Raw genomic sequence first — 16250 nt, 5'->3', positions numbered from 1 at the left:
ACGGTGTAAATATTGGTCATAAGGTAAAATCGCTTCTGTTTGTGCGCCTAAGAAACTGGTGTTCCATAAACCCACTAAAGCCAAGGTTGTTGGAATATTTTGCTCGATCGGGGCGGTACGGAAATGTTTATCCATTTCGTGGGCACCGGCTAATAATTGTTCAAAATTATCAAAACCGATAGAAAGGGCGATAGATAAACCGATAGCAGACCATAATGAATAACGGCCACCAACCCAATCCCAGAAACCAAACATGTTGTCAGTATCAATACCAAATTTTGCCACTTCTGCTGCATTGGTTGAAAGTGCGGCAAAGTGTTTTGCTACGTGTTTTTCATCTTTTGCCGTGGCTAAGAACCAATCACGCGCGCTATTCGCATTCGTCATGGTTTCTTGTGTAGTGAAGGTTTTTGATGCCACTAAAACAAGGGTCGTTTCAGGGTTTACTTTTTTTAAGGTTTCTGCAATATGTGTACCATCTACATTAGACACAAAATGCATGGTTAAATGGTTTTTGTATGGGCGTAAGGCTTCAGTCACCATATAAGGACCAAGATCGGAACCTCCGATACCAATGTTGATCACATCGGTAATGGCTTTGCCTGTATAACCTTTCCACTCGCCCGAAATAACGCGTTCACAAAATGATTTCATTTTTGCCAATACTTCGTTCACTTCCGGCATGACGTCTTTGCCATCCACCAATACAGGCGCGTTTGAACGGTTACGTAATGCGGTGTGTAATACGGCACGGTTTTCGGTGCGGTTAATTTTTGCGCCCGTAAACATCGCTTCTTTTGCGCTGTCTAGAGCACATTCTTGCGCTAATTGACGCAATAATTTCAACGTTTCTTGGTTGATATTATTTTTAGAATAATCCACCAAAATCTCGTTATTGAAAGTCAAAGAATAATCCGCGAAACGGTTAGGTTCTTGCGCAAATAATTCTTGAATAGTTGTTTTACCAAACGCCGCTTTGTGCGCTTCTAGAGCTGCCCAAGCTTGGGTTGTGGTTGGGTTAATATTTTGCATTATTTTCTCCTATGAATAATCAAAATTTAAAAAATCTAGTCAATATATTCGGTTAGAACACGTGGTGTCAATTTTGTCATTAATTCATAACTCAACAGCCCCATATGTTTTGCCACCGTTTCAAGGGGTAATTCTTTGCCCCATAAAATCACTTCATCGCCTACTTTGTCTGTGCAATCCGCACCAAGATCTACGGTGATCATATCCATTGATACGCGCCCCACAATAGGGACTAATCTGCCGTTGATATACACTGGCGTGCCTTGTGGGATATTACGCGGATAGCCATCGCCATAACCAATAGCCACTACGCCAATTTTTGTCTCTTTCTCGCTGGTCCAAATACCACCATAACCGACCGGCTCCCCTGCTTTGTGATCACGCACGGCAATCAGTGAAGAAGTTAATGTCATCACAGGCTCTAAGCCATATTCTTGTGCAGGGGTATCTGTTGGCGAGACACCATACATAATAATCCCCGGGCGAATTAAATCTAAATGGGATTCTTGCCAAAACAAAATGCCACCTGAAGCTGCAATAGTGCGCTCTCCAGCTTTTCCACTTGTTGCTGTTAAAAAGCGATTAAGCTGAATTTGGGTATAATCACTATCTAACTCATCTGCTCGGCTGAAATGGCTTACAAAGCCAAAGTGCGGTTCAATATTCGGACATTTTGCGAATTCTTGGCAAAAATAATCCACCTCTTCCAATGCCACCCCTAAACGGTGCATCCCTGTATCAATTTTTAGCCAAACTTTAATCGGGTTAGGCAATGGTGCGGCTTTTAAGGCTTCCAGTTGCTCTTTATTATGCACCACGGTTTGAATGTTATTCACCGCAATAATGGGTAAATCTTTTTCAGAAAAAAAGCCTTCCAGTAATAAAATAGGTTTAATGACGCCTTTTGAGCGCAAGGCAAGGGCTTCTTCTAATCGTGCCACTCCAAAACAATCTACTTCATTTTCAATTTGAGATGCCACAAATTCTACACCATGTCCATAAGCATTTGCTTTGACAATGGCGATAATTTTACTTCCCGGGGCTTTTTGTTTAATTAGTTGAATATTATGTTTTAACGCCACTGAACTAATTTTGGCGGTTGCTGGTTTCATGTTTTACTTCTTTTGGAGTTAATTTTTACATCTAATACTCATCGGACAACTGCCATGCTTGTGGCGCATTATCAAAGCGAGAATATTGACCTTGGAAAATTAATGGCACACGTCCAATCGGACCGTTACGCTGTTTGCCAATAATAATTTCTGCGCGATTACGGTTTTCTTCTGTGGTTTCATGATACACCTCATCACGATAAATAAACATAATCAAATCCGCATCTTGCTCAATAGAGCCTGATTCACGCAAATCTGAGTTTACCGGACGCTTGTCCGTTCGGTTTTCCAACGTACGGTTTAATTGTGACAACGCCACAACAGGGACTTCTAACTCTTTTGCCAAGGCTTTTAAAGAACGAGAAATTTCCGCAATCTCCAAGGTTCTATTGTCAAATCCCGGCGCGCGCATTAATTGCAAATAATCCACCATAATCAAACTTAAACCGCTATGTTCCCGATAAACACGGCGTGCACGTGAACGCAATTCCGTTGGGGTTAAACCTGATGAATCATCAATATACATATTCGGTTTTTCCGCCAACATTGCCATGGTACTTGAAATCTTCGCCCAATCGCCATCATCATTAATTTGCCCTGTCCGAATAGCGGTTTGGTCAACCCGTGACAAAGACGCTAGGGTACGCATCATAATTTGTTCCGCCGGCATCTCAAGGCTAAAAATCAGAACAGGTTTATCACTATTCATTGCCGCATTTTCACATAAATTCATGGCAAAGGTCGTTTTTCCCATAGACGGACGCGCTGCCACAATAATTAAATCCGAAGGCTGTAATCCGGCGGTTTTTTTGTCTAAATCCACAAAACCGGTCGTGACACCGGTTAACCCTTTATGACCGCTCATTTTTAACATTTCAATACGATCCAAGGTTCGTTCTAAAATCGCCGCAATATTTTCAGGGCCTTCATTTTGTGAGGTACGTTTTTCTGCGATACTAAACACCTCGCGCTCAGCTTCATCTAAAATTTCTTTGATATCTTTGCCTTTAGGTGCATAAGCGCGTTGAGCAATGTTATTCCCCACACCAATTAATTCACGCAAAATCGCTTTTTCCCGCACAATGTCCGCATAAGCATTCACATTCGCAGAACTTGGCGTATTTTTAGATAATTCCGCAAGATACGCAAATCCTCCTACATCATTAATCACACCACGATTTTGCAAGGATTGCTCAAGGGTTAACAGATCAATAGGCGAATTTTGACGGGCTAAATGCTCAATTTCTTGGAAAATAATACGATGTGCAGCAAGATAAAAGTCATCGGCAATCACGCGTTCTACCACATTTTCCCAATGCTTATTATTAATCATCACCGCGCCTAAAACCGCTTGCTCCGCTTCAATAGAATGTGGCGGAATACTGGCTTGTGCTAATTGCTGATCTCGCTCGGAAGAATATGTGGAAGTGGGTTGTTTAGCCATTGAATTAACCTAAAATACCTGTCAAAAATTGCCGTATATGATACCTGAAATCAAAATAAGAATTAAGTTAAAAGTGCGGTGAAATTTTACGAAGTTTTGAGTAAAATCAATAAAAAATAATCAACGAGCATTTTATGTCAAAATCTAAACGCCCTACTTTACAAGATATTGCGAACTATCTTGGTATTACAAAAATGACTATTAGCCGTTATTTGCGTAATCCTGATACCGTTGCGCCGGAAACACAAGTTCGTATTGCACAAGCTATCGAACATTTTGGTTATATTCCCAATAAAGCCCCTGAAATGCTATCCAATGCCAAAAGCCGTGCCATTGGTGTGCTTCTCCCCTCCTTAACGAATGCGGTTTTTGCGGATGTATTAAAGGGGATTGAAATTGTGACGGATAAAGCAAACTATCAGACCATGCTCGCCCACTATGGTTATAGTCTAGAAAAAGAAGAACAACGTATTGAAAGTCTGCTTTCTTATAATATTGACGGTTTAATTTTATCGGAAAATCAGCATACCGCACGAACCTTAAAAATGCTTGGAGTGGCCAATATTCCTGTTATTGAAATTATGGATACCTCTGAACCGGGCATTGAGCAAGTGGTCGGGTTTGATAATATTTCCGCCGCACAGGCAATGGTAGAAACCATGATTTTACGCGGTCATAAAAATATTGTGTATTTTTCAGCTCGACAAGACAAAAGAACCTTATTAAAAATGCAAGGTTATGAAAAAGCCATGAAAAAACACAAATTAAAATCCAAGGTGATCAGTTCTGAAGATCGGTCATCCTTTACCATGGGAGCAGAATTCTTGCAACAAGCCTTAAAGGAGTATCCTGAAATAAACGGTATTTTCTGCACTAACGATGACCTTGCTATTGGTGCCTTATTTGAATGTCAACGTTTGGGGATTTCAGTACCTGAAAAAATAGCTATCGCCGGCTTTCATGGTCACGATGTTGGGCAATCCCTCACGCCTCAGCTTGCCACAGTGATTACGCCACGATTGGAAATCGGACAAGTTGCGGCTCAAGAGTTATTAAATCGAATCAATAACCTTCCCCAACAAAGGCGAATTATTGATTTAGGTTATGATATTCATTTAGGGGAAACTTTATAACAAAATCTTGTACCAGTGCGACATAATATCGCCAAAAAGTGCGGCGAATTTACCGCACTTTTTTCATCACACCTTCCCCTTAAATCAACGGTTTTAACACATCCACACAACGCGCCACAATCTCTTCAAAACTACCGTCAATGCTAATGGGAATGACATCAGGTTCTTCTAAAAGATCAGGCTCTTCCAAGGCGGCAAATTGGCTTTTGAGCATTTCTTCTTTCATATAATGCCCTTTACGCTGCCGCATACGTTCCAAAATTAGGTCATAACTGCCATACAGCCAAATGAATTTTACATTTTCATTGCCGTCACGAATTAAATCACGATATTTTTTCTTAAGCGCAGAACAGACAATAATCCCGATTTCACTTTTTTTCTCTAAACTAAACGCCGCATCACGAATTCGCTCTAACCAAGGCGCACGATCTTCATCATTCAACGGCTGCCCCGCCCCCATTTTCAAAATATTCGCTCTAGGGTGTAAATCATCCCCATCAATCAATTTTATCCCCAACTGATGTGCCACTTCTGTTCCAACTGTGGTTTTACCTGTACTCGACACACCCATTAAAATAAAACTTTTTCCAATAGTCATATTACTGCTCCTCGTGTTTTCTTATTACCATAGCTTACTTTTTGATTAAGTGTTACTGGTAACATTTGATTGTGTGATATTGATCACAAAAAATATCACCTATTTTCAAACAATTAATTTAATTTGTGATACATCTCACAATTCATAATATTAAATCTTTACCTTTCTATTAAAAAAACATATGTTACGCGTAACAATAGCTAAAAAGGAGAACTTTATGGAAATAGAAACATTATCCTGTGTAGTTAAAGGTAAATTAGATTTAGATGTTATTACTCAGCAGATTGAATACGATGAAAATAGCCCTAGTCAAACTCTCGTCCAAATTACACGTGGCGGGATTTGTGGCTCTGATTTAAGCTATTATCAACAGGGCAAAATTGGGAATTTTGAAATAAAACACCCGATGATTTTAGGGCATGAAGTCATTGGCAAAGTCGTAAAAACGAATGATCCTACGCTTTATGTTGGGCAAAAAGTGGCGATTAATCCAAGCAAACCTTGTTTGAAGTGCAAATATTGTTTATCCGGTGAGACTAATCAATGTGAAACCATGCGTTTCTTTGGTAGTGCAATGTATAACCCACATGTTGATGGCGGTTTTACTCAATTTAAAGTCGTGGATAATGCACAATGTATTGATTATCCGCAAGAGGCACCTGATGAGGTGATGGCTTTTGCTGAACCGCTAGCAGTCACCATTCATGCAGCAAAACAGGCTGGTGATTTAACAGGCAAAAAAGTCTTTGTATCAGGTGTTGGACCTATTGGGTGTTTAGTGGTTGCGGCGGTTAAGACACTTGGTGCAAGTGAAATTGTGTGTGCGGATATGAGCCAACGTTGTTTAGATTTAGCAACCGCGATGGGGGCAACAAAAACATTACATGCCGTTAACGATGATTTTTCATCTTATGCAGAACATAAAGGCTACTTTGATGTGGCTTTTGAAGCGTCCGGTCACCCTTCTTCTATTGAACGCTGTTTAGCCATTACCAAAGCTCGTGGGACATTAGTTCAAGTGGGTATGGGCGGTGTTGTGCCTGAATTTAATATGATGACATTAATTGCCAAAGAAATAAGTTGGAAAGGGACATTCCGTTTTGTGGAAGAATTTAATACTTCCGTGGAATGGTTAAGCTCAGGAAAAGTCAACCCGTTGCCTTTGCTGTCTAAAGTCGTGCCATTCCAAGCCTTTGAAGACGCAATAAAACTGGCTGGAAATAAAAATGAAATTGCAAAAGTTCAACTTAGTTTTGAATAAGGATGAATCATGAGTGACTTATTTTCTTTAAAAAATAAACGTATTTTAATTACAGGCTCTACGCGAGGTATTGGTCGTTTATTGGCTCAAGGGGTGGTTGAGCATGGTGCGGAAGTCATTATTAATAGCACCAATCAAGAAAAATCCCAAGCTGTCGCAGATGAGCTAAATGCGCAAGGCTTTAAAGCCCATGCCGTTGCCTTTGATATTACAGACACAGAAGCTGTTCATCATGCCATTGATTATATTGAAAGAGAAATTGGTGCCATTGATGTATTGATCAATAATGCAGGTATTCAACGCCGTCATCCGTTTTGTGAATTCCCGGAACAAGATTTTGATGATCTTGTTCGTGTCAATCAAAAAGCGGTCTTTATTGTTTCTCAAGCGGTGGCGCGTTATATGGTGAAACGCCAACGCGGTAAAATCATTAATATTGGTTCAATGCAAAGTGAATTAGGGCGCGATACGATAACCCCTTATGCAGCAACAAAAGGGGCAGTTAAGATGCTCACGCGTGGTATGTGTGTTGAATTGGCACGTTATAACATTCAAGTCAATGGCATTGCGCCAGGCTACTTCGCAACAGAATTAACCAAGCCATTGGTCGAAAATAAAGAGTTTACCGAATGGTTATGTAAACGTACTCCGGCAAATCGTTGGGGCGATCCAAAAGAACTCATTGGTGCTGCGGTATTTTTATCATCAAAAGCCTCCGACTTCGTTAACGGACATTTGTTGTTTGTTGATGGCGGTATGTTGGCGGCGGTATAAGAGGAATTATCTATGTTAATCATTACATTAATTGGCTCTATTGCACTGCTACTTGTATTAATTATGAAATTTAGAGTGCATGCTTTTGTGGCATTAACTTTAGTAAGTTTATTGACCGCACTTGTGACTGGCGTACCTGTCAATAAAATTCTACCGACCTTAATGACGGGTTTTGGTGGCACACTGGCCTCCGTTGCATTATTAGTTGGTTTTGGCGCGATGATTGGCCGTCTGCTCGAAATTACCGGTGGGGCAAAAGTTCTCGCGGATACCTTAATCAATAAATTTGGGGAAGAAAAAGCCCCCTTGGCATTAGGTGTGGCATCATTCTTATTTGGCTTCCCTATTTTCTTTGATGCCGGTTTAGTGGTGATGCTACCGATTATTTTCAGTGTAGCAAAACAATTCGGTGGTTCGCTATTCCGTTACGCATTCCCGGCGGCTGGTGCCTTTGCGGTAACACATGCATTCTTACCACCCCATCCCGGCCCCGTAGCAGCCGGTGACTTACTAGGTGCTAATATCGGTTTATTAACCATTGTCGGTTTTATTCTCGCTATTCCAACTTGGTATTTTGCTGCTTATCTCTACGGAACATTCTTAGGTCGTAAATTTCATTTAGATTTACCAAAATCATTTCTAAATGCCGCCCCGATTAATGAAACTGCTGTACTTAACCCACCAAGTTTTAGACGCGTATTATTTATCCTATTACTACCACTTTGCTTAATTATGTTAGATACGGTACTCAATACCTTATCGGTAGCCAAAGTCATTGATGGTTCTCAATTATGGGTAGAAAGTTTACGCTTAATTGGTAAAACGCCGGTAGCATTGCTCATCACACTTATTGTGACAATCTATCTATTAAAAGAACAACGTAGCGTTGAGCAAATAGAAAAAATCTGTGATAACGCATTAGGCCCTATTTGTTCCATTGTACTTGTAACGGGAGCGGGGGGAATGTTTGGTGGCGTATTGCGTGCAAGTGGTATTGGCGATGTATTAGCGAATATGCTTTCAGACACTGGCATGCCTGTGATTGTCGCTGCATTTATTATTTCTAGTGCATTACGTGTCGCACAAGGTTCTGCCACTGTTGCCATCACCACAACATCCGCACTTGTTGCTCCAATGGTTTCTGCAACAACAGGATTAAGCGAATTTGATTTATGCTTTATTGTTATCTCAATCGCCTCCGGCGCGACCGTTCTTGCCCATGTTAACGACAGTGGTTTCTGGTTAGTCAGCCGTTTCTTGGAAATTGATACTAAAACCATGTTTAAAACTTGGACAGTTCAAGAAACCTTGATTGGCTTAGTTGGATTTGGATTATCGGTGATCGGTTCGATTATCTTATAACCTATCATCGCTAAAGCGCGGTTAAAAAATACGGAGATTTTAACCGCGCTTTTCATGTATTACCTGCCAAAATTTAAATGACTGGAGAGCAATTAAACAAACAAGTAAAAAACTCAACAATAAAAAATCGCCCTAATACGCAGTACCAAGGCGATTTTATTTATTTTACGTTAGAACAACCAATTTACATTCACTTGAGCTTGGTAACTTTGTTTGTAACCATTGCCTATGACATGATTAAGTTCCGTTGACCAGTAGAAATTCGGTGTCCATTTGGCTTGAATACCCACACCGACTACTCCCCAAGTAGCGTGGTTGCTCCAATCTTGACGGAGAATATCAGAAGGTGCGGCGTCGTGGGTTAGGAACAATTTTTGTTTTCCGGCAAGTTCGCGATAGAGTGCCGCATCAATATAAAGCTGTAAATTTGGCTTAATTTGTACCGCACTTTTTATGCCTAGACTTGCCACAAGGCTATTGACTGCATCACGTTTTACCGCCAGTTGATTTTGGTGATAATCTGCTGCGCTAAGATGATGATAAGCCAGTTGTCCATAAGGATCTAACACCCAATACGGCGTAAGTTGGAAGCGTTGTCCATAAGCGACACTTGCAGAATACAGATTGTGGTGATAGCGGAAATGCTGAACAGGATTTTTCACTGAAATGCGTGCTGCACGTGCAATAGCGTCAACGTACTGCCCTTTTTCTGTTTCATAAGAGCCATACAGTGCTGCACCATAATCACGCAAACGCAACTCATCACGTGATTCCGTTAAGCGGATCTGTCCATTAGCCATATCCACCGCGCCCCCTAAGCGCAATAAACCACTTTCAATCGGTAAGGTTGCATCATAACCAATTTGCACTCCCCAATGACGGAGCTTGTAATCATGATGTTGTTTGAGGCGTTGAGATTGTATGCTGACCCAAAGTCCGGATTCTCCGGTAAATGGTACGGCGGCACTGTTTAGTGCGGCACTCAGATCCTGATGTGAATCATAAGCACGCAGTTGATTTAGACGTTTGTTAAGCCCATTCATCGCTTGTGAGGAGACTGTTAACGCATAAATTGCTTTTGCAGCTGATTGATGATAAGCAATTTCTGCAGCTGAGATTAAAGGAAGTGCGGTGACTTTTGACACAGTTTCTACTGATGTTGATTCCTGTGCCTGTTCCGTTTTATCTTCTTTTGATTCAACTTCTTCAGTATGACTTTTCTCTTCTTGAGTTACTTCTTGTGCAGTTTCTTCTATCGGCTGCTCTGTAGTCGGTTGATTGCTTTCTTGATTTTCAGCATTTTCTCCCTCACCACTATTTTCGCTTGGGCTGTTATTTCCCGCTTCAGTACCGGTTCCGGTCGTGTCATTATTTTCTGTTGCACCATTATTTTCAGACGGTGTCTCTATTGTACCAGCATTATTCGGATCTTCGTTTGTATTCGGCATTTCCGTCTTAGGCGGCTCTACGCTAGGGGAGGCGTTACCATTTTCTGAGTTGCTAGACGGTGGCGTTTCTTCACCAGCTATTGGTGCATCCGGTGTCGAGTTTGTTGTTGTGTCAGTATTCTCTTCCGAACCATTCTCACCCTGAGAATTATCCGCAGGCTCGCTTGGTGTCACCGGCGGTTCAACAGGATCCAAAGGAACAACCGGTACAGAGGGTTGTTCAGACTCTACTGGCGGTTGAGTGGGTTCTACAGAAGGTTGCTCCGGTTGTGGTGAAACAACAGGTTCTTCTGGTTGTAGTGGTGGCTTAGGCTCTGTGGTTGGCGGCGGGGTCACTTCATTTGAATTACCTTGCTCATTTTCATTTGCCGGTTCGTTACTTTGCCCGGTTTCACCTTGATTAATTTCACCTTGGTTTGAATCTGTTGGGGGGATTTGAGGTTGTGTTGGCGTTGTCGTTTTCGCTACTACCTTACCTTGGCTATTTAGCTGATAATTCTCATTCAGTTTGACATCATTACCTACAATTTTTAAATCACCCTCAATATTGCCGGAAATAGTTAAATTGGCTTTTTGACCGCTTTTTTCTTCAGCCTTAATTTCGCCGCTTTCAACTTTAATATTGTTTAGGTTAATTTGGCTTGCCGTTTTAGGGAAATTTGGGGTTTGTAGCACAGCACCATTTTTCAATGTCAAATTTTCTGTCACCGTTAATTTTTCAACGGTAATACTTTTTGAGCTATCAAGCGTTAAATTTTTTAATGTGGCTTTTTCACCTAAATTCAGAATACCATCGCCTGACAAGCCGTTAGTTAAGGTTAATGAAACATTTGGATTGGTCGACGTATCAAAGGTTTTGAGATTTTGATCATTTTCTGCAATCACTAAATCAAGGTCACCCGTATAACTTTTACCATTAAAAGTTCCCACAACCACACCTTCATCCGTTCCTCTCGTGCTTTTACCCACAAAAGATACGCCTTTTTCTAATGTAATTTTAGTGGGTTGATTTTGATCATTCGTACCATTACCACCGGCAACGACCGCATAAAGTTTGGTTTTATACGCGGAATTAGTGACGACTAATTCACCGTGACCTGCATTTTGTGTACTATCATCTTTAGAACCTAAAATAATAATTGGCCGCGAATCATCATGTGCGCCTGACACTTTGGTGTCAACTGCATCCAATACTAATTTATGCCCATTAGTCACAATAACAGATGGTGTTGCATTTTGCGTATTAAAACCACCGCCAAAAATACTGTCTAAGGTTTGGCTTGATTTTAGTGAAAGATTAGTATTTTTAATGGTGACATCCGCTTCAAGTGAAAGATTTGAGCCTTCGATATGTAATTGATGACCATTTCCATCGATAGTGATATTTTTGTTGATGGTGAGATAGCCTTCGCCACGCAATAAGGCTGTATCGCCTTCAAGCTTAATGACTGTGCCATTTTGGGCTGTTTCAAGCATTTGCTTAAAACGCTCTCCACGTTGCGTTTTATCCGCTGTTTCTTGAAATATTTCTGCTGCATTGGCATAAGTTGAGATAGTAACAGCAGGTGAAAGTGCTAATAATAGCGCAAGAGTAATTGGTGACTGTCGGAATTGCATATTTTTCCCCTTTGATGAGTGTGGTTATAAACATACCCTTTGGCAGGCATCAGATTCGCACTATTAAAATAAAGAAAAATCTTCATTTAAAATAACAACAGCGACAGAAAGAACCTAGCATTTTTTCTTAGGTTTGGCAAGTTAGTAGGAAAATTGGTTAATAGGCAAATTGTTGAGAAAAAGATCGTAGTTTGACATTAAAATAGAAGAATCCTATATCACTAATAAAGCTTGTATAGGATTCTTCAAGAACCAACAGCCGTTTGATTATTTTGCCTTCTATTAGAAACGATACTCCAATTTTCCTGCCACTTCTGTTTGTGTCAATTTTGCATTAGAAACACTATGACGATGATTTAATTGAACACCTAAGCTTAATTGTGGTGTTAATGCGACATTACCACTGGCTTTAACAACTACAGCGCTGCCCAATTTACCTGTCAAGAAACGTTCACTACCCACATAAAGGTCTTTCCCGCTATCTTGATTATGTTCATAAAACGCACCAAGTTTCCATTGAAAACGTTCTTGGTTCCATTCGGCATAAGCACCTAAAGACGGCGTCAACACGTGACGTGTATCCTGATCAACAAACAACGGATTGGCTGAACGATCATCGATCTTCATGTGTAACTGTTGATAAGATAATCCCAATGCTGGCATTAAACGGAATTGTTCATCACCAATTTGGTAAGCTAATTCTGTATCCACTTGATATTGCGTACCTTTAATTTTTCCGTTCGCACCTGCTGCAGAAACATCACCGCGGTGGAAATGTACACCAACACCACCAGTTAAACGCCAATTATCCCATTTATGTTGCAATGCCAAAAGTAATGACGTGGTTTTATAACGAGTTTCACTCGCCCCATCTGCGGCTTTTGGTGTGACTTTTTGACGACTGAAGCCGATACCGCCATGTAAATCCGTTTGTGCTGTCAACGGAATATAGCCGCCAAATAATGTGGAATGTTGTTTAGAATCAAAATCATAGCCGTAATTGCTAAAACTTAAATCTGATTCATAACGGCGTTTATCATATTGTTGCAACACGTAGAATCCTTGTTTTTCTTTGGCATAAGCATTATCAAGGAAACGATTACGCAATGCATTACCTTGGCTTAACATCGCATTGGCAGCTACTAAATAAGACGGCACTTGTGCTTTTAATTTAGCTCGAGCAGATGGCGTTGGTGTCACTTGTGGATTTGGCTCAACTTGTGGACTCTGGGCACTTGGTACCGATGCCATAATAACGGGTGTAATGGCATTACCATTTGAGTCAATTAACGTATTGTGCAATTGGTAGTCATAATAATTGCCCGCAATACCTTTATCCACGCTAACAAGAGACAAAGCATATGGACTCTGACTCAAATCTTGCACTTGACGCAAAACAAACTGACTTAATGCACCTTTACCATAAACACGAATTAGGGATAATCCCTCATCGGCATCGTAAGCACCATTATTATTACGATCTGATTTACCTTGGCGATCACCTAATAAAACAACGTCAACCGGCACCGCACTTTGGGTTTTTAAATCGCCCTCAATGACCACACTATCATGCGCCCATTGTGTTAAATCATCCTGATGATTATCGACTCGTAACTCAACTTCTGCCCCCAAATTCTCTACGTTATTGAAAGATAACGTTTGTGGGCTAAATACATTGGCTTCTCGTTCTTGTGAAACATCGAGATTTTGATAAAGACTTGGGGCAATGCGACTACCTAGATTCCATTGGGTGTTAGCCGTAATTTTACCCGTTCCTGCTAGCTGAGTTCCTGCGCCTAAAATCACTTCACTTCCAGACAAACTACCGCCATTTAACCAAACTCCACCCTGTTGAATATCGGTTTTACCGCGATGAGCAATTTCGCCGTCAAGAAGCAACACGCCTTCACCCTGCTTAATTAGATTACCGTCTCCTATAATACGATCGCTGAAAAGTGCTGCAACATTTTGTGCGCTAACCTTGGCAATTAAATTACCATTTGGCGCAATTTCCGTTAATTTTGTGTTCAATACACTGTCTTCCAAACGTAAATTCGCATTAGGCTCAATATGTGTTGTTTCTGTTAGATGATTTGTTTTTGGGGCTAAAACTAAGGTGCCTTTTTGGACGTTTAATGAACCTAAAGTACTATCACCAGCTAAAGATAATTCAGAATTTGTACTTTCAGGAGCATAATTAAAGTTCAACACGCCCCTATTTTCCATATCCCCTAGCTTACCATTCAACGTTGCATTACCACCCACTTGATATTCCAAAGTGACATCATCTTTGGTATTGATAATATTGCCGTTGATATTTTCCGCAAGTAGCCCTTCACGATTATCATCGTGATCGATAATGAAAAAATGTCCATTCAAATCTAAAGTTCCACCATTCAAGCGAATATTGGCTAATGGAACTTGTGAATGATCATTTCCTACTCGAAGTGTTCCTTGTGAATTCACTTGTACATCAGAATAGGCTTGTACACCACCTTGAGCATCAGGCGTTTGACTTAACGTTGCAATCCCTTCTTCTACAACTAATTTTGCAGGATTTACCCCTTCACCGACTTTAACCATCTCGCCATCGCCGATTTTGTAAAAGGTTTCTTCACTCGGACTCTGATATGAAATTTCTAGCGGTGTTTCTCTTCGGGAATCTGCAAAGATTTTATAATCTCGCCAAAAAAGCTCTTGTAAATCAAATGGGAAATACATTATCGTGGTGTAATCTGTCGTGTTTTCATAAGCTAAACCAATACCACCATTATTTAATTCTGTCATTGAACTATAAACATAACCATTTGATAGCGACCCATTAGCTAAACCGGTACTATCAACAGGACGTACCCAAGTATCTCGTTTCCAAGTAATTTCACCGTTTTCGCCGACTTCACCTAATAAAATTTTGCCATTTCGACGAAGACTATCCCCACCTGAACCAATTTCTGATTGTCCGGAAAAGATAAGGTATTCTTTACCATTAATACGTTTAGAGAATTTTATTACGGAGAATTGTGAATACCCATGATGTAAGTCTTCTACTTTTTGTGTATCAACCCAAGAATAACCACCGTCTTTAGATGTCGACATAATTACACGACCACTATTATTTCGCATAAATAACTTAATATCGCCGTTATCTAATTCTACTAATTGTGATTCAGTAATTTCTTTCCCATCACCATTATAGGTATAGCTTAAGGTTTCTGATGTAGCATTATTTCTCGTATCATTGGGGCTTTGCCCTAACTCCCATGTTTTCCCTCCATCACGACTAATAATGAGCGCTGAAGACTGTTTATTATTGCGATTGAAATAATATACAGGTAATAATAGATTTCCTGATTTTGTTTGGATGCCAACTCCTGGTCCTGTACCAAAGAAACGCATCCAATCTTTTTTTACTTGGGGCGTAATATCTATAGGGTTATTCCAAGTCTTGCCATTGTCATCGGATGTGATGATCCAAAAATAAGAAGTATGTGGAACGGTAAAAGGCACATTACTATTTTCGCCATCTTTATTTAAATAAATATTACCTAATTTTTGGGTATTATTTACCTCGTAAACATCACCTAAATTTTTGAAATTTTGCTTAGGATCCCCCTGAACAACAACCCTAAAAGAAGTTTCTTGGTTATATTCATCAAATACCATACCATTTTCACGTAATGTCCATTGCTTACCATTTCTATTTAATTTTAAATAGGATTTACCGCCAATATTGACATATCCTGAACCAAAATCACGAACACCATTATCTGCAATACCAGAGAGTCCTGTACTTTGTGGGAACATATCCACGGCAAGAATAATTCGACCATTATTTTTATCCTGCACCATAACTGAATCCATGATAAATGCAGAATTTCGATACTCGGGATTGCGTTGTCTTACCCCCCAAGGGTTAAATTTAGGGGGATTATCCGGCGTTAAAGCGACTCCATTAGAAGGTAAATCTAAAACAGTAGTAATATCTCCCCAGCTCTTACCATTATCTGAACTAGTTCGCATAGCTATATCAATATTTCCCCAATCCCCGCGATGCTGCCAGCGTTTATCAGCGGCGGCCAATAACACACCATTCTTCATATTAATTAATGAGGGAATTCGCCAAATAGGGACACTATCGCTACTAGAAAGGCTTTGATGAAATAGAAGCTGCTCTTTTTGAGGAATAGCACCTAACGGAACTTTGGCGTGTTCAGGTAACAAGTCTGCTGAAAAAGCCGTGCTAATTGATGCAGATATTAGGAGTGATACTGCAGTTATTTTGAATTTTGAATTTTTAATTTTCATATGATTACCTTTATTCGGAGTTAAACTTCAATATATTTTATATAGAAAAAGAAAAACTTCAGAAAGTGGTAATCTTAAATTATGCTAAAAAGATCACAAAATTCTACTAACAAAATTTCAAATTTGATAACTGGCTCGGTAAAGCAAAAATAACTTAAAGAGGA

At 40.2% G+C, this 16250-nt stretch carries 10 protein-coding genes; 4 read left to right on the top strand and 6 right to left on the bottom strand.

Annotated features, from left to right (window positions below; genetic code table 11):
• From pgi to Q0O89_RS05640, 3 genes are all read right to left on the bottom strand, one after another.
• Positions 1-1032 (bottom strand): glucose-6-phosphate isomerase (pgi, locus tag Q0O89_RS05650; protein WP_293730754.1); only part of this gene is annotated, 1032 nt, incomplete at its 3' end.
• A 35-nt stretch (positions 1033-1067) separates the two neighbouring features.
• Positions 1068-2144 (bottom strand): alanine racemase, encoded by a 1077-nt coding sequence (gene alr / locus Q0O89_RS05645; RefSeq protein ID WP_293730753.1) that lies wholly within the window; start codon positions 2142-2144, stop codon positions 1068-1070.
• 31 nt (positions 2145-2175) lie between these two features.
• On the bottom strand, positions 2176-3588 hold the full coding sequence (locus tag Q0O89_RS05640; RefSeq protein WP_293730752.1) for a replicative DNA helicase: 1413 nt from the start codon (positions 3586-3588) through the stop codon (positions 2176-2178).
• A gap of 134 nt (positions 3589-3722) precedes the next feature.
• Here Q0O89_RS05640 and gntR point away from each other — a divergent pair, with 134 nt between their 5' ends.
• Positions 3723-4721 carry a gluconate operon transcriptional repressor GntR gene (gntR, locus tag Q0O89_RS05635; protein WP_293730751.1) on the top strand — a complete coding sequence of 333 codons (999 nt, stop codon included), beginning with the start codon at positions 3723-3725 and terminating at the stop codon, positions 4719-4721.
• Positions 4722-4800: 79 nt separating this feature from the next.
• On the opposite strand, the gene Q0O89_RS05630 is transcribed toward gntR, so the two are convergent.
• Positions 4801-5319 (bottom strand): gluconokinase, encoded by a 519-nt coding sequence (locus tag Q0O89_RS05630; RefSeq protein ID WP_293730750.1) that lies wholly within the window; start codon positions 5317-5319, stop codon positions 4801-4803.
• Positions 5320-5536: 217 nt separating this feature from the next.
• On the opposite strand from Q0O89_RS05630, the gene idnD reads away from it, so the two are divergent.
• From idnD to Q0O89_RS05615, 3 genes are read left to right on the top strand one after another with little or no spacing between them, the layout of a single operon-like run.
• The gene (idnD, locus tag Q0O89_RS05625) at positions 5537-6580 is read left to right on the top strand and encodes an L-idonate 5-dehydrogenase (protein WP_293730749.1); all 1044 of its coding nucleotides are present in this window, start codon (positions 5537-5539) and stop codon (positions 6578-6580) included.
• 9 nt (positions 6581-6589) lie between these two features.
• Complete coding sequence (gene idnO, locus Q0O89_RS05620) at positions 6590-7354, top strand: gluconate 5-dehydrogenase (RefSeq protein WP_276985368.1); 765 nt, start codon at positions 6590-6592, stop codon at positions 7352-7354.
• 12 nt (positions 7355-7366) lie between these two features.
• Positions 7367-8716: a GntP family permease gene (locus Q0O89_RS05615; RefSeq protein WP_273398169.1), complete on the top strand. Its 1350-nt coding sequence runs from the start codon at positions 7367-7369 to the stop codon at positions 8714-8716.
• A gap of 170 nt (positions 8717-8886) precedes the next feature.
• Here Q0O89_RS05615 and Q0O89_RS05610 read toward each other — a convergent pair whose 3' ends face one another.
• Positions 8887-11781, bottom strand: a complete 2895-nt coding sequence (locus Q0O89_RS05610) for an autotransporter domain-containing protein (RefSeq protein WP_293730746.1) — start codon at positions 11779-11781, stop codon at positions 8887-8889.
• Between the two features lie 282 nt (positions 11782-12063).
• Positions 12064-16086, bottom strand: coding sequence for an exo-alpha-sialidase (locus Q0O89_RS05605; protein ID WP_293730745.1), 4023 nt, complete (start codon positions 16084-16086; stop codon positions 12064-12066).
• Positions 16087-16250: the final 164 nt, after the last annotated feature.

Origin of the sequence: uncultured Actinobacillus sp., assembly GCF_945915845.1 — a bacterium.
In the GTDB taxonomy this organism is placed as follows: Bacteria; Pseudomonadota; Gammaproteobacteria; order Enterobacterales; family Pasteurellaceae; genus Exercitatus.
This window is presented reverse-complemented; position numbering and strand designations above follow the sequence as displayed.

Coding starts and splice junctions, on each gene's coding strand:
- alr (WP_293730753.1), bottom strand. CDS start 2,144: ATGAAACCAGCAACCGCCAAAATTAGTTCAGTGGCGTTAAAACATAAT.
- Q0O89_RS05640 (WP_293730752.1), bottom strand. CDS start 3,588: ATGGCTAAACAACCCACTTCCACATATTCTTCCGAGCGAGATCAGCAA.
- gntR (WP_293730751.1), top strand. CDS start 3,723: ATGTCAAAATCTAAACGCCCTACTTTACAAGATATTGCGAACTATCTT.
- Q0O89_RS05630 (WP_293730750.1), bottom strand. CDS start 5,319: ATGACTATTGGAAAAAGTTTTATTTTAATGGGTGTGTCGAGTACAGGT.
- idnD (WP_293730749.1), top strand. CDS start 5,537: ATGGAAATAGAAACATTATCCTGTGTAGTTAAAGGTAAATTAGATTTA.
- idnO (WP_276985368.1), top strand. CDS start 6,590: ATGAGTGACTTATTTTCTTTAAAAAATAAACGTATTTTAATTACAGGC.
- Q0O89_RS05615 (WP_273398169.1), top strand. CDS start 7,367: ATGTTAATCATTACATTAATTGGCTCTATTGCACTGCTACTTGTATTA.
- Q0O89_RS05610 (WP_293730746.1), bottom strand. CDS start 11,781: ATGCAATTCCGACAGTCACCAATTACTCTTGCGCTATTATTAGCACTT.
- Q0O89_RS05605 (WP_293730745.1), bottom strand. CDS start 16,086: ATGAAAATTAAAAATTCAAAATTCAAAATAACTGCAGTATCACTCCTA.